Below are 14,779 nucleotides of genomic sequence, written 5' to 3'. Positions count from 1 at the left end.
GTCCACTCGTTGCCTGTCGCAAACGCACTACAGCGTTTGCCGGCGGGCAGCACCACGGGAGGTCAGGCAGATGTTGAACAGCAGTCAGTTGGTTGAAAGCAGGACGGCGCCACGGCAGGGGCGCCAGTTACAGGGGCGCAGCAAGAAGTCGCAGCTGCATATCGCCCGCATCGCGCAGTACATCCGCGAGCAGGGCCAGGCCAGCGCGGCGCAGTTGTCCGCCTTGCTGGGACTCGATGCGGGCACCATGAGCCGCTATCTGCGCCACATGTGCGGCCTGGGACAGATCCACTTGGCGCAGCGCCATTGCACGGAACCGGGGCGCCAGCGGCCTGCCCTGTACGCGCTGGGGGAGCAGGACGACGACGTCGATGGCTGGGCCGAATTGCCGCCGCAAGTGCGCCGCACGGCCAGCTGGGCGCGTGGCGCGGCGCGCCGCGATCCGCTGGTGGCGGCCCTGTTTGGCCCGGCGGGTAACTGAAACAAGAATCAACGAGGAGAAATCATGGGGTTTGCAGAAAAATTCATCGCATCGCTGTCGTCGCAGAACCTGCGCGACGATGCCGTCCACCACGACCTGGACGTGATCGCGGCCGCCGCGCTGGCCGGCGACATGGGCGCCTTGCTGTGCCGCGTCAAATACGCGGACGGCACCGTCAGCCGTCTGTTCGAGGGCAATGCGGGCAACCTGGCCCAATTGTTGCGCGCCTGGACGGCGGCCGTGACGCAGAAGGGCCGCGCGCGGCGCTGGGTCAAGGCGCAGACGGCCTGGGATGCGCAGGCGGCCAACACCTTGTATCGCCGCGTGGCCGAAGCGTCGCTCGCGCATTGGCTCGACAGCAAATGCAAGGTCTGCCACGGCACTGGCGTCGTCGCTGCCATGCAGGCTGGCGCGCCGCTCGTCTGCCAGGCGTGCCGCGGCGCCGGCGAAGCGGCCATCAGCTGCTCCGGCGGCTTCGAGCTCGAACGCATCAAGGATATGGTCAGCGAACTGGAAGCCATTTTCCAGTCGCACGGCGCCCGCGCCATGCGCCGCCTCGGTCACTAAAAAGTTTTTGCAATATGCCTGGCGCTGAAAAAAATGCCCCTACAATAGAGTCTCGATCACGCAGCAACGGCAACACAGTTAACACCCGCAGTACACCACATGCTTCTCCACTCGTAATAGACGCGCTTTCGGCGCGACACCGATAGGGGAAATCAGCGCAGCGAACGGCCTTCATGGCCCCTTCGCCCACCTTCCGTCCGGTATGGCCCCGCGCCATCCGGACGCCAGCCCGCCGCCTCACCGCGTGCGGGCTTTTTATTTTCCTGGTTATCGGCAGTTCCCCCCTCAAGACCGCAGATGCGGTCTTTTTTTTCATCCCACGAAAGGTATTACTTATGGCATCGACAGCAAACGGCATCGACAGCTTGATCGTTATCAGCAAACAAAGCGCCGAAGGCAGCAAGGCTGCCGCCGGCGGCGGCCAGATTTATCCCCGCGTCACGGCCACTTTCGACACGGAAGCGGACAAATACGCAAGCGCCGAAATCGACGCCAGCCAGCAGCAGGGCGATACCCGCCTGGGCAACTTCCGCACCACGGGCGCCATCAAGGCCGAAGCGGCGTGCGGCACGTATGCGCCGCTGATGGCTGCGCTGCTGCGCCGCGACTTCACGGCAGGCGGTGTGGCTGCCGCGCAAACGACCATCGCCGCCGTCGCCACCGGCCTGACGCGCAGCGCCGGCTCCTGGCTGGCGGAAGGTTTCCGTGCCGGCAGCGTGGTGCGCATCACCGGCATGACGGCGCCGGCCGCTGCCAACAACGCGAAGAATTTCTTCGTCACGTCGGTGACGGCCACCAACCTGAATGGCCAGTTCATGGACGGCTCGGCGATGATCGTCAAGGCGGCCGGCGACTCGGTCGGCGTGGCGGCAGTCGGCAAGCGCAGTTTCACCCCGTTGACGGGCCACACCACCGACTGGTTCACGGCCGAAGTGCAGGATCCGAAGATCGGCGTGCACCGCAGCTTCGTCGACCAGCTGGTGAGCAAGATGGACATCGCCGTGCAGCCGAACGGCATCACCAGCCTGGACTTCACCCTGATGGGCAAGGCGGAAGGCCCGACCACGGCCGTGCCGTACTTCCCCACGCCGCTGGCCGCGCCGGGCACCGGTAAATTCTCGGGCGCCACGGCGATGCTGTCCGTGAATGGCATCCCGTCGCAGATCTGCACCGGCATGTCCGTCTCGCTGGACGGCCAGGTCAAGGTCGACCCGGTGATCGGCTCAAAGTACGCCACGGCCGCCTCGCGCGGCAAGGTGATGGGTTCGGGCCAGTTCACGGTGCTGCTGCAGGACGCCACCTACCTCGACTACTTCAAGTCCGAGACGGAAATCCCGCTGGCCTACGCCATGGCGTCGGGCACGGCGCCCACCGCCGACGTGCTGGCGCTGGCCATGGGCCGCATCAAGATCACCTCGGCCAAGATCGACGACGGCGAGAAGAACAAGATCGTCACCTGCGCCTTCGACGTTCTGCGCTACAAGGGCGCCGACGCGCAGCACGAAGCGACCACCTTGAGCATCCAGGACAGCGCACTGTAAGCGGCTGACGCCTGCACCGGGGCCGCCGTGATGGCGGCCCTTTTACTTTTACCCCAATCAAGAAAGAAAAATACATATGAACAACGCACAAATGATCGCCTCGGCTGGTTTTGATATCTCCCTGTTGAATGATGGCAACAAGGCTGTGGACCAGGTTCACCTGGTGTCGGTGTTGTTTGACGAAGACGGCGCGCACAAGGCGGGCTTTGACATCGTCAGCAAAAATTCTGACCAGTATCGTGCCGTGATTCGCGAAACGTCGGTGGTGGCGATCAAGCGCTCGGTGCAAAAAAGCAAGCAGATCGATGCGAAGACCGATGAAGGCGCGGCGGAATTGTATGACCTGGCGGAAAACCGCAACATGAAGATCGCCATCGCGGTGGTGGTGGGCATGCCGGGTTTCGTCGACAAAGGCGTCCCGGTACAGCCTTCCCCGGCTTTGCTGAAGGCGATTTTTGAAAAAATGCCGTCCTGGCAGGAAAAAGTGCTGGCTGCACTCGAGGCGGACGGCAATTTTTTGACGGTCTAGCCGCCGCCTTGCTGCTCTTTGCCGACGAACAGTTCGAGCGTTCGGCAATGGCGGCCGATGGCAATGCGAAAGGCGAGCACCTGGATGCCGCGAAGCGCCATCCACTCTACCGGGAGCCGCAGGCTCCCGTTCGCGCGCAACTGCCGTTTGAACTGGCGCATGTGTGGCAGTTTTTCGTGCAGATGAGCCGCAAGCGGCAAAACGGCATGGCGGCCAACCCCTTGAGCAGCCTGGATATCCTGGCATGGCAACTGCGGCATCGTGTCCGTCTGACGGCATGGGAAGAGGAGCTGGTCGATCAGCTCGACGCTGCCTATATCTCCCATCAAAACAGTTCGCTTTAGCCCTGGTTTTGCCCTGATTTTTACAGCAGAGGTGACACGGAAAACACAACAGCCGTCGCGAAGGTGGCCTCGATTGCATGGTCACCTTTGCGGTGGCTTTTTTTATGGGTAAATTATGACCGTTGAAATTGAAACATTACAGATACGCATCGATACGCTCAATGTGCGTATCGCGGCAGATGACCTGGAACGCATGCGCGAGGCCAGCGAGCGGGCTGCCAAGTCGACTTTCAAACTCGAAGATGTCACGAAAAAATACACGGAGATACTCTCCAACCTGGGTATTTCCAACAATATCGGCCAGATCGTCAAACTGTCTGATGAATATACGAAACTGACAGCGCAACTGCGCATGTCGACCAGTACCACACAGGAATATGGCGAGGCGTACGACAATGTCAAGCGCATTGCCGCCTCGGGGCAGACGGACCTTGCCGCCACGGCAGGGTTGTATGCCCAAATGAACGATGCGACCAAGAAACTGGGTATCAGCCAGGCCGAAGTGGCCGGCATCACCGAGGCGCTCAATCTTGGCGTCAAGATCAGCGGCGCCTCGGCGGCCGATTCCGCCACCGCCTTCAAGGGGCTGTCCAGCGCCTTCGCCGATGGCGCCCTGAGCAGCCAGCAATTTAACGATATCAGCCAGGCTGCCCCCGAAGTCATGGCGGCCATGGCCGCCGGCCTGGGCGTGTCGAAAGAAGCGCTCGCCGGGCTTGCCGGCGCAGGATTGATCACCGCCGACGTGATGGCCGTCGCACTGCCGAACGCGCTGGGAGAGTTGCGCAAGGAAGCTGTACAGTTCGAAACCATCGGTGGCAGCTTTACAGTCCTGAGCAATAACGTGATGGAGTTCACGGCGAGACAGGCGGAGTCGACCGGCGCCGTGCGCCTGATGACGAGCGGCCTCGAATTTCTGTCGAATAACCTGACCCTGGTCGTTGGCGTGCTCGAAACGCTGACCACCGCGAAATTTGGTTCCTGGGCTGCCGGCGTCGTCGTGGCTACGTATAGCAAGGTCACGGCCAACCGGGCCTTGCTGGCATCCACCCTGGCGGCGGCGAATGCCGACGTGACGGCGACCGCCGCCACCTCCGCACTGGCGACCGCACGTGTTGCTGAATTACAAGCGACGATACGCGCCAGTCAGGCCGACGTGGCGCTGGCGCTGACCACCAATGGTCTGATCCCAGCCCAGGCCCGTGCCACAGTTGCCGCCGAAGCCCATGCCGCTGCATTGGTGGCGCAAACGACCGCAACGCGCGCCGCATCGGTGGCTGCAGGAGTGCTGAAGGGCGCCTTGGCATTCATGGGCGGTTATATCGGTTTGCTGGTGACTGTCGTAGGGTTAGGTGTTACTGCCTGGAATATGTGGGGGAGTTCGTCGAAGGACAACGCGGAGAAAGCCGTAGAACCCATGCGCAAGAGCACCAAGGAAATCGTTGCTGAACTCGACAAGCAGATGGTCCAGCTTGCAAAGCGCAATGAGCTGGCAAAGCTGGGCGTTTCGGAGAAAGGACTGAATACCCCGGCTGGCGAACGCATGCTGGAGATTTCGACGGAAATGGATGCCGTGCGCAATCGCACGGGAAAATACCAGTCCCTGGACAAGGCCGGGGTGGACAGCAACCTGGCAAGGCTGCAGGGCGAACTGGATATGGTGCACGGCAAGCTCAAGCAGCTTGAGCAGCAAGAAGCGCCCGGCAAACCGAAGAACGGGCCCGCTACAGGCATGCCGGCGCTTCCCGCTCCGCCCACGCCTTTCGAATCCATGATGAAAGAGATGCACGGCAAGGCCCGCGACCTGAAGCGCGAAGCTGCCGGTTATGCCGAGATGAACGAGGCGCAAAAGTTCGATTTTCAGTTGAAGGAACTCCGCGAGAGTCAGACGAAAAAACTGACTGCGTCGGAGCAGGCGGGATTCGAGGTTGCGCGTAAGGTGCTTCAGGCCCGCGTTGATGAGATCGAGGTGGGCAAGCAAGCCAAGGCTGTGACTGAGCAGGCGCTGGCAGACGCGAAAGCGCTGTCCGATACACGGACGCAGGCCGTCGCCGATGCCGTCAAGGAAGCCGAGGCTGGCGAAAAGCTGGTGGTGGTGTATGGCATGAGCAAGATCGCCATCGCGCAAAACGAAATGGCGCTGCTGAAGGAACAGCGCGCCGCGCTGGTGGTGGGCAAGGAAAATGCGGCGCAGATCGAGTATTTGAATGCCTTGATCGATGCCAAGCAGCGCAGCATGACGGCGACGGAAGAATTGGCCGCCAAGGAGGCGTCTGCCGCGGCGGCCAAGAAGGCTTCCGATGACTGGGCCGCCAGCGCCAAGGACATCGAAAAGTCGCTGACTGACGCCTTCATGAACGGCTTCGAAGGCGGCAAGAACCTGGCGACCATGTTCAGGGACAAGTTGAAGAGCATGTTCAACAACCTCGTGCTGCAACCGATCATGTCGCCGATCGCAGCCGGCTTTGCCTCGTTCCTGAATCCGGGCGCGGCGCAGGCGCAGGGCAGTTTGGCCAACGGTGGCGGTATCCAGTCGCTCCTGAGTTCGGCGAAGGGCATCTACGATTCGCTGTCCAGCGGACTTTCCGGTATTGGGAACTCGGTGGCCGATGGCGTGCAGCGCGGTATCAACATGCTGCAAGGTAATTCTTATTCTCCGTTTGTCAGTGCCAATGGGTCTCTCGCCACCGGTGTGGGCGCGGCGGCAAGCGTCGCCGCCGGCGTCATGGGCGGAGTATATGGCGGCAAGATGATTTCGGGCGAATATGGCCGCAATGGTGTGGTCAATGCCGGTACGGCCGTTGGCGCAGCACTGGGAACCGTCGTCTTTCCCTTGGTGGGTACGGCGATGGGCGCGCTGGTGGGCGGCTTGCTGGGCGGAGCAGCGAACCGCCTGTTCGGCATGGGCGAGAAAAAGGTCAGCAGTGCCGGTATTTCGGGCAACCTCGGTGCCGATGGCTTTACGGGCGAGAGCTATTCGAACTGGACCCAGAAAGGCGGTCTTTTCCGCAAGAATAAGAAAGGTACGGACCGCTCTGAAGTCGATGCCGAGCTGGCGGCATCGCTAGGCGATACGTATGCGCAGATGAAGGCGGTGACGGGCGCTTTCGCCAGCACCTTGGGCGTCAACACGGATAGCCTGGCCACGCGCACGCAGTCGCTCAATATCGTCATGACCAAGGACGACGCGGCGAACCAGAAAGCGATTGCCGATTTCTTTACGGGCGTCGGTGATACCATGGCAAAGGAACTGGTGCCATCGCTGTCGCAACTGAGCATGAAGGGCGAGTCGGCGAGCGCTGCGCTGCAGCGCCTGGCAGGCCACTACGCTGTCGTTGATGGCGTGCTGGCTACCCTGGGCAGCACCTCGCAGCAGGCATTCGGCGCCGTTGGCGTGGCCTCCCTGGCGGCACGTGAACAGTTGGTCAAGGCTGCCGGTGGCGTTGAAGCACTGGGCAATCGGTCTGCATTCTTTGCCGAAAACTACCTGACCGAAGCCGAGCGCCTGGCGCCCGTGCAAAAACACGTGACGGAACAGATGGCGGCCCTTGGCTATGCGAGCGTGACCACGCGCGCGCAGTTCAAGGATACGGTATTGCAACTGGTCAATTCCGGCGCATTGGCCACCAAGACGGGGGCCGACCAGTATGCGGGCCTGATGGCATTGGCCGATGCGTTTGCGAAGACGCATGCGGCGACGGAAGACTTGACCAAATCGGAGCAGGGCATTGCCGACGAGCGTAAGGGCATCCAGGAAAAGCTCGACCAGATGACGATGACTTCGGCGCAATTGCGTGCCAAGGAGCGTACTGCCGTCGATGCCACCAACCTGGCCTTGTATGACCAGTTGCAGGCGCGGCAGGACATTGCCAGTGCCTATGAAACGGAGTCTTCGGCCCTCAAGTCCACCATCGATCGCCTGAAATCGTTTGGCGACGGCATCCGCTCGTTCAAGGATTCTCTGTTGTTGGGCAGCCTGTCGACCTTGACGCCGATGCAGAAGATGGCCGAGGCGCAGCGTCAGTATGAAGAGACGCTGGCGAAGGCGAAGACGGGCGATGCTGCGGCACAGTCGGCGCTGACAGGTACGGCCACTGCGTATTTGACGGCGAGCCAGGTCGTGAACGCTGCAAGCGCGAGCTATGCGGCCGATGCGGCCAGGGTCCAGGCCGAACTGGCTGCGCTGGCGGCGATCACGGGCACGCAGTTGAATGACGCGCAAAAGCAGCTGACGGCACTCGATACGCAGGTGGGGCAGTTGATTAACCTGAACAAGACGGCGGTCGGTATCGAGCAAGCGGTCGCTGCGCTGGGTGCGGCGTTGCGGGCAGGCGGGCAGACCGATATCACGGGCGGCATGCGGTTTGCGCCTGCTGCCGGCATGTCTGTCGCCGCCTCTTTCGGAGAAGCCGCGGTGGAAGCGCCGGCCGTCTTCGACCCCGTGCGCTACTCGTCGGCCGCGAACGTCGGTTCCGACGTCTTGGTCGCCGAAATCCGCGGCCTGCGCGAAGACAACCAGGCCATGCGAGCCGAATTGGAAGGCTTGCGCGCCGACCAGCGGGCGCAGACGGGCGCCACCATCCAGGCTACCTTTGAATCGAACGCCAACGCCGCCAGGATGGTGGTCGATGGCGTGGATAAATCGTCCAGGGCATCCGCCTGGGCCAATGCAGTGAAAGGAGAATACGCATGACCGATGCGCAATTTCAGGAATGGCTGCAAAGCTCGTCGGCCATCCGCATGGTGCTGATCGAGGCGCAGGTGAATGTGGACGGCAGCGAGGTGACGCGGTATATCTCCTCCCGGCCCTACGTCACCGGGCCGGTTGAGGTGCCGGCGAATACTGCGTACCAGCCGCTGGCCAAGGGCGGCCTGGCCTTCACGGAACAGGTCAGCCTGTCCGGCGAGGCGGGGCTGTCGGGCGGCGACATCGAACTCGATAACGCCGACGGGACTCTCGATGGCTGGCTGGATGACGTCTGGATGAACCGGCCGATCAAGGCCTGGGCCGGCGATGCATCGTGGCCGCGCGCCGATTTCCAGCTGGTCTTCGACGGCATCATCGCCGACGTGGCCAGTGCGGGGCGCGAGTCGATCAACCTGGTACTGCGCGATAAGCTGCAGCGCCTGAATACGCCGATCTCCGAAGCCAAGCTGGGGGGGGCGACGTCGAACAAGGACAGCATCCTGCCGATACCGTTTGGCGAGTGCCACAACGTGGCGCCCTTGCTGACCAATCCGGCCACCCTGGAGTACGGTTTTCTCGGCGCGGTCGAATCGACGTTCGAGGTGCGCACCAACGGCAAGCCGATCGCCGTGGCCTTGAATGACCAGGCGGGCCGCTTCAACCTGACCACCGATCCGTTTTCCACGACGATCACGGCCAGCGTGCAGGGTGACAAGGGTGGCGGCTACGCGCCGCGCATCGCCCCGCTGGTGCAGCGCATCGCCACCGCCTATGGCAAGGCGGCCGACCGTTTTACCCTGGCCGACCTGGACCTGGACAACCTGGCCGCCTTCGACGCGGCCCACCCGCAACCGGTGGGACTGTATGTTGCGGACCGCACGAACCAGGCGCAGGCCATCCAGCAACTGGCGGCCAGCGTGGGCGCCCAGGCGATCATGTCGCGCACCGGGCAGCTGCGCCTGGTGCAGATCGCGCTGCCGGCTGCCGGCGTGCCGATGGAAATCGGTCCGGAACAGATGCGCGAGCGCTCACTGCGTCCCGCGCAGCGTGTGCCCGTGACGGCGGCCGTGAAGATCGGCTTCGACCGCAACTACACGCTGCAGGCAGCCCTGACGACCAGCATTCCGCCCGCGCATGCGGATTTGTACGCCACGGAATGGCTGACGGAGACGGTGGTTGACGAGGCGGTGCGCGCACGCTATCGCCTGAGCGACGACCCGGTGCAGATCGATACGTGCCTCAAGACTCGGGCCGACGCCCGCGCGGAAGCGCAGCGGCGCTTGGCCTTGAACAAGGTGCCGCGCACCATTTATGAATTCGATGGAGAACCCGAGATGATGATGCTGGAACTGGGACAGCCCGTACAACTGCGCGCTGAACGCTTTGGCTTGCAGGGTGGCGTACCGGGCGTGGTGGTGATGCTGTCGCGCTTCTGGCTGACGGGCAGAGTGACGGTGGGGGTGCTCGTATGAGCGCCATAGTGGGGGAGCGCGACAGGCTGCTGCAGGCAACGGCAGAGCGTTTCAGTACCGTTGCCGATGGCAAGGCGATCCTGATGTCCGCCAGCACGCCCGTCTTTCGCGTCAATAGCGCCGGCGAGGGAGCACCCGGCTCGATCGCCATTACCGCCAAGCCGGTCAATGTGGTGGGCGATATCGTGTTTTCCGTATCCGCCGGCACAGCCTTGCAGGTGAACGGCAACGTGGCCACGGTCGATTTTGCCAACATGACTACCGATACGGCGCTGGTGCAGGCACGTATCCGTGAATTCGGCGTCGATTACCTCGCCAATTACATGGTCAGCAAGGTCTTCGACGGCGCCGCCGGCGAGACGGGCCTGGCGGGATTGAACACGGGCCAGGCCTTCGCTTACAAGCGTGCTGCCGCTGCGCCAGCCGATACGCCGGGCGACGTGATCTTTACCTTTGCCACGGCGGCCATCACGACGCCGGCCGGCAACGACCTGGCCAATGGCTGGTCGAAGAATATCCCGGCCGGCACGGCGCCGCTGTACGTGCGCGTGGCAGCCGCCAGTTCGCGCAATACGACGGACAAGATCGCCGCCAATGAGTGGGCGGCGGCGGTGCAACTGGCCAAGGATGGCGTCGACGGTTTGAACGTGATTTCCGTGCCCATCTATCAGCGTGGCGCGACCAATATTGCGCCGCCGCTGCCCACGGCCGTCTGCACGTTTACGTTTGCCACGGGCAAATTGGCGGGACTGAACAATGGCTGGTCGACCCAGGTGCCGTCGGCGGGCGGCGCCTATCTGTTCATGTCCGGCGCCACGGCCGTTTCAAGCGCGGCGACCGATGACATCGCCCCAGGCGAATGGGCCGCTGCTGCGCGCCTGGCCGCCGATGGCGCCCCCGGCCAGCGCGGCACGGTGACGGTGACGGCACCTGGCTATTCCATCTGGTCGGATGCGTCGGCCGTGTATGAACTGGGGCGTGCAGGCTATGGCGCACCTATGAATCGCGACGTGGTGACCTTGTATGACGCGACGCATGCGGTGACGAAGTTCTACGTTGATGGCGCCTGGATGGTGTTGGGCACGGTGTTGAACGGCAGCTTGCTGGTCGATGGGACTGTGGCGGCGAAGGCGATTGTGGGCGACACGCTTGGCGCCATCAGGGCGAACCTGGGGAGTGTGGTTGCTGGCGATTTGTACGGCACGACGCTGCACGGCGGGCCCGGCTATCCGACCAATTCTTACGCCTGGCCCAGCAATGGAGGTATGGGTTTTCACCTAAGCGAGCAGGGGCTTTTGATTGGAAACCTGCATACCGGTCGCTATGTCCAGATCGCCAGTAGTGGGTATGTGGAAATGCCTGGTCTGGTCGTCAATGAAGGAAAAGCCGAGTTTTCAGGCGAACTTAAGTCGGTGAAGGGAACCTTTTCCGGCGACCTCTCGTCGGCGCGCGTATCAGTCGGCACAACAGACAAAGCAACTGCGTTTTTCGAGCCGGAGTTTCCATCTGTTTCGCTACAGTCGTCCGCATCCGGGGTATACATCGAGGCTTCGTCGCTCAATTCCGCGGCTGTATTTAGCACGCCGGAAGTACTGTTCAAGCACAACGCGCCAGGGTGGCCTGCCGCGCGCCGTATTCGCTCCGGTCCGGTGTTTTTCTCGATCATTTGTACAGCGGTGGTCGACGATCAGCTGAGCATCTGGTACCGCGTCAATGACGGGGAGTGGATGTGGATGAGTGGTGTTGAGGAACGGCAGGGAGGCGATGCTCCTGCTGCGACTGGCTACGGGCTTACGTTGAATATTGGAGTCGGTGGCACGGTCCAGTTCGGCGTTTCCGCTACCAATGCATCGCTCAGAGCTGCGGACATGAGGAAGCTTTATCTTAAACAATGTCAGGCGACTGTGATCGCAAGGAACTTTTAATGGAAACCATCATCGTTAACAGTGACGGCACTCACACAAACGAGCGCACAGGAAACACGATACCGCCCCAACCCAGCGAGCATCACGAATACGATGCGGTGGCAGACATGTGGATAGATGCAAGAACGCTCGATGGCGTCAAAGTGCGCACTTGGGAGCGCATCAAGGCGGCACGCAGCTTGGCTGAAACCGCAGATTTCATGTGCGATGGCGTCTTGTACCAAGCGGACAAGGACCGTATCGTGGGGGCCACGCAACTGGCTTTGATGGCGCAGGCTGCCGGCCAGCCATACAGCATCGACTGGACCTTGTCGGATAACACCCATTTGACGCTCGATGCTGCCGGCATGATCGGCGTCGGCGCCGCGCTGGGGGCACACGTTGCCGAGGCGTTCGCTATCGCCCTTTACTTGCGGGGGCAGATCGCCGCCGCCACCTCGTTTGACGCGCTTGATGCCATCGTTTGGCCAGCGCAGGGGGATGCATGAGCAACTTGCGCATTATCTATGACAACGCCGCCGACCGTGCAGTGTTGACGGCATCGAGCCAGGCCGGCACCTTGGGGCCGGCCAATTTGCAGCGCGAGGGAAAGTCTCTGGTAGTGCGCTCAACCGGCGCTGCGCTGACCATCACGGCAACGTGGCCGTCACCGGAAATTGTCGGCGGCGTGGCCCTGCCGTTTTGCAACCTGACTCCAGGGGCGACCATCCGCGCACGCGGCTACATCGAGCCTGGCCACACTGCGCCTGCATTCGATACGGGCCTCATGCCAGCGTGCGAGTATGCGCGGCTGGGCATGTGGGACTGGGGCGCATTGCCGCTGGGCTTGAATGCCTACAGTTACGGCGGCGGTACGTACGCCCGCTGCTGGTTCCAGATGCGCAGCATCAGGAAGCTGGTAATCGACCTGGCCGACCCCGACAATCCTGCTGGCTACATCGAGGCCGCGCGCCTGGTAGCTGGCCCTTACTGGAGCCCCGAGCAGAACGCGTCGTATGGCGCCGGTATCACGCCGGTCGATACCAGCAGCCAGTACCGCAACGGCGCAGGCGAACAGAAGGTGGAGCGGGGCGTGATGTACCGCAAGCTGTCGCTGGCGCTTGATCACATGACGCCGCTGGACCGGGCCGAGTTGTGGCGCATCGTGCGCGGCAACGGCCTGTCGCGCCCGCTTTTTGTCAGCCTGTATCCGGATAGCGACGATGTCGAGCTGGAGCAGGCGCACCAGGTGTATGGGCGACTGGCCAACCTGGCCGCCATCACCGCGCCATCTTTCCAGGCATATACCACCAACATTGAAATTGAGGAGTTGTAATGAGCGATTTTTTTTACTATGGCCAGAAAGACACGATCCAGCGCTTGAATGAACTGGCTGGACGGGGCGCCGTGGTGGCGTCGTATGCGCCAAAGGTGGGCATGTCGCCTCTCGCTGGGCCGAATGGCTATATGAATCCGGCATGGCTTGATCCTGCGATTCCTATCAGATCAGGCGCACCTATCGGTGCTGGAACGACTGCCAAGTATGGCTTTAACTTTTTATCGCAAGGAACTGCGACCACTCGCTGGCTCCTTATCGCCACAATTAACGAAGAAGGTGAAGGGGCATATGCGAATCTTCTTATTCGCGGCGTATTCAATAATCTCTGGGCGGCGTCTACCTCAACCCCATTTACCATATTTATGGGCGTGCGAGGCGGTTTTTACGTGGACTGGCATATTGAAGGTCCGGTAATTTGGCAATCTCGGATTATGGTTGTGCGACGCGCCGATGGAAAACATGATGTTTATGCCTTTTTTGATGGTGGTGTATTTTCAACTATTTCATTCGATTTGACTGGGATAAATACAACAACGTATGCAGTACCTGTTGAGACTAACTCGACGCCAATTGGAACAATAGTATTCGATTCAGCAACACAGCCAGGAAACCCGGTTTACATTGCACCACGGTGGAAGGGCGCAACTAACGGCAAGGGGCTGCAGGTTAGTGAGCAGATTGCGGTAGGTGACGGGTCGATTACTACATCGTTCTTATCTCCGGGTGGCGTTGGTATGGCGGCCGCACAGGCTCGCGATAGCTTACGAATTGGAGTTGGTGGAGTAGCAGGAACTACTTACCCTGGCTGTTTCAGCTGGTTTACATCCGCTGGTAATAACAATGGAACACCAAACAACCTGTACAAAACCAGTTACAGGATGGCTCTAAAGGCATATGACACGGAGTCAAATTACTGGAGTAATGATCTAATATCGGTACTTGGGACAGGTGCAGTATACATTCCATTACTTAAGGCAGGATCGGCTGATACTGGCGGTACACATGTCATTGATCTTGGTGGTGTTCAAAATTCTGATATTTTTACTATCAATACTTCGGTTGGGTTTAGAAAGTGTTCCGGTGATTGGGGCAATACATCTGGTGCGGCGATGATCGTAATGGCTAATACTATTACTGGGCGTAGTAGTAATAACAAGGGCACTGTCAATACAATGGGCAATGACTATGCCGAATACATTTTCAAAAGCTCAATTTGTGGCATCATCGCCCCTGGTCAAATAGTCGGCATCACCGCCGACAATAAAGTCACCGACCAATGGTCCGATGCCGTCATGTTCTCGATCAAATCGACAGCGCCCTCGTTCGTCGGTGGTGATTCCTGGGCCAACGACGTAGGGTCGCGCCCATCGCCCCAGGCAGGGCCAGCACCAAGCCAACCGCTGCGCCGCGAAGACGTGATCACGCAGCAGCCCGTGCCCGGCACCAACCCACCGGAATATGAGGACGTGGTAACCGAACCAGGCGACACCGATGACGAGTGGGCCGAAAAGCTGACTGCCTTCGCAACTGCACTGGCGGCTCACAACACCGCCTTGCAGCAGGACGCCACAGCCATGGCCGCCTTCGACGCAGCCCTGGAAACCGAGCGCCAGAAGGTCGACCGCATCGCCATCGCCGGCCGCGTGCCGGTGAACGTGTTGGGCACGCTGCCGGGCGACTACATCGTGCCGGTGCAGGACGGCGCCGGCATCAAGGGCATCGCCGTGCACGAGGACGATCTCAGCATGAAGCAGTACCTGCATGCAGTCGGCCGCGTGATCTCGATCGAGCCGGACGGCCGGGCTTATGTGATGGTCAAGGCCGTGTGACCAGGCAGTAATCCCTCTCAAACCCGCTTCGGCGGGTTTTTTTATTTCCTTCACCAGTACCGGGATAGTCGAGACGATGCTGTCGAAGC

The 14,779-nt window shown here is 61.2% G+C and carries 11 protein-coding genes; all 11 read left to right on the top strand.

Annotation, left to right across the window (positions count from 1 at the left end; genetic code table 11):
* The first annotated feature begins 70 nt into the window (after positions 1-70).
* The 11 genes from VPH40_RS05965 to VPH40_RS05915 all read left to right on the top strand — a co-directional run bounded on the left by VPH40_RS05965 (position 71) and on the right by VPH40_RS05915 (position 14,690).
* Entirely contained in the window at positions 71-481 is a 411-nt protein-coding gene (locus tag VPH40_RS05965; protein WP_305062233.1) for a hypothetical protein, read from the top strand.
* Positions 482-505: 24 nt separating this feature from the next.
* Complete coding sequence (locus VPH40_RS05960; protein ID WP_289897415.1) at positions 506-1,048, top strand: hypothetical protein; 543 nt, start codon at positions 506-508, stop codon at positions 1,046-1,048.
* A gap of 335 nt (positions 1,049-1,383) precedes the next feature.
* Positions 1,384-2,589 (top strand): phage tail tube protein, encoded by a 1,206-nt coding sequence (locus VPH40_RS05955; RefSeq protein WP_305052511.1) that lies wholly within the window; start codon positions 1,384-1,386, stop codon positions 2,587-2,589.
* Between the two features lie 76 nt (positions 2,590-2,665).
* Entirely contained in the window at positions 2,666-3,118 is a 453-nt protein-coding gene (locus tag VPH40_RS05950) for a hypothetical protein (RefSeq protein WP_099667435.1), read from the top strand.
* A gap of 8 nt (positions 3,119-3,126) precedes the next feature.
* Positions 3,127-3,462: a phage tail assembly chaperone gene (locus VPH40_RS05945; RefSeq protein ID WP_328572969.1), complete on the top strand. Its 336-nt coding sequence runs from the start codon at positions 3,127-3,129 to the stop codon at positions 3,460-3,462.
* 115 nt (positions 3,463-3,577) lie between these two features.
* Positions 3,578-8,152, top strand: coding sequence for a tape measure protein (locus VPH40_RS05940; RefSeq protein ID WP_328572968.1), 4,575 nt, complete (start codon positions 3,578-3,580; stop codon positions 8,150-8,152).
* A complete protein-coding gene (locus VPH40_RS05935) occupies positions 8,149-9,618 on the top strand; it encodes a hypothetical protein (RefSeq protein WP_328572967.1) in 1,470 nt (489 codons plus the stop codon). The genes VPH40_RS05940 and VPH40_RS05935 overlap by 4 nt, the downstream gene beginning before the upstream one ends.
* Positions 9,615-11,543, top strand: coding sequence for a hypothetical protein (locus tag VPH40_RS05930; RefSeq protein WP_305062230.1), 1,929 nt, complete (start codon positions 9,615-9,617; stop codon positions 11,541-11,543). The genes VPH40_RS05935 and VPH40_RS05930 overlap by 4 nt, the downstream gene beginning before the upstream one ends.
* Complete coding sequence (locus VPH40_RS05925; protein WP_328572966.1) at positions 11,543-12,031, top strand: DUF4376 domain-containing protein; 489 nt, start codon at positions 11,543-11,545, stop codon at positions 12,029-12,031. The genes VPH40_RS05930 and VPH40_RS05925 overlap by 1 nt, the downstream gene beginning before the upstream one ends.
* On the top strand, positions 12,028-12,858 hold the full coding sequence (locus tag VPH40_RS05920) for a hypothetical protein (protein WP_328572965.1): 831 nt from the start codon (positions 12,028-12,030) through the stop codon (positions 12,856-12,858). Before VPH40_RS05925 ends, VPH40_RS05920 begins: the two co-directional genes overlap by 4 nt.
* On the top strand, positions 12,858-14,690 hold the full coding sequence (locus VPH40_RS05915) for a hypothetical protein (RefSeq protein ID WP_328572964.1): 1,833 nt from the start codon (positions 12,858-12,860) through the stop codon (positions 14,688-14,690). Before VPH40_RS05920 ends, VPH40_RS05915 begins: the two co-directional genes overlap by 1 nt.
* Positions 14,691-14,779 lie beyond the last annotated feature (89 nt).

It is taken from the genome of Janthinobacterium sp. P210005 (assembly GCF_036231865.1).
GTDB classification, from domain to species: domain Bacteria; phylum Pseudomonadota; class Gammaproteobacteria; order Burkholderiales; family Burkholderiaceae_D; genus Janthinobacterium; species Janthinobacterium kumbetense.
This window is presented reverse-complemented; position numbering and strand designations above follow the sequence as displayed.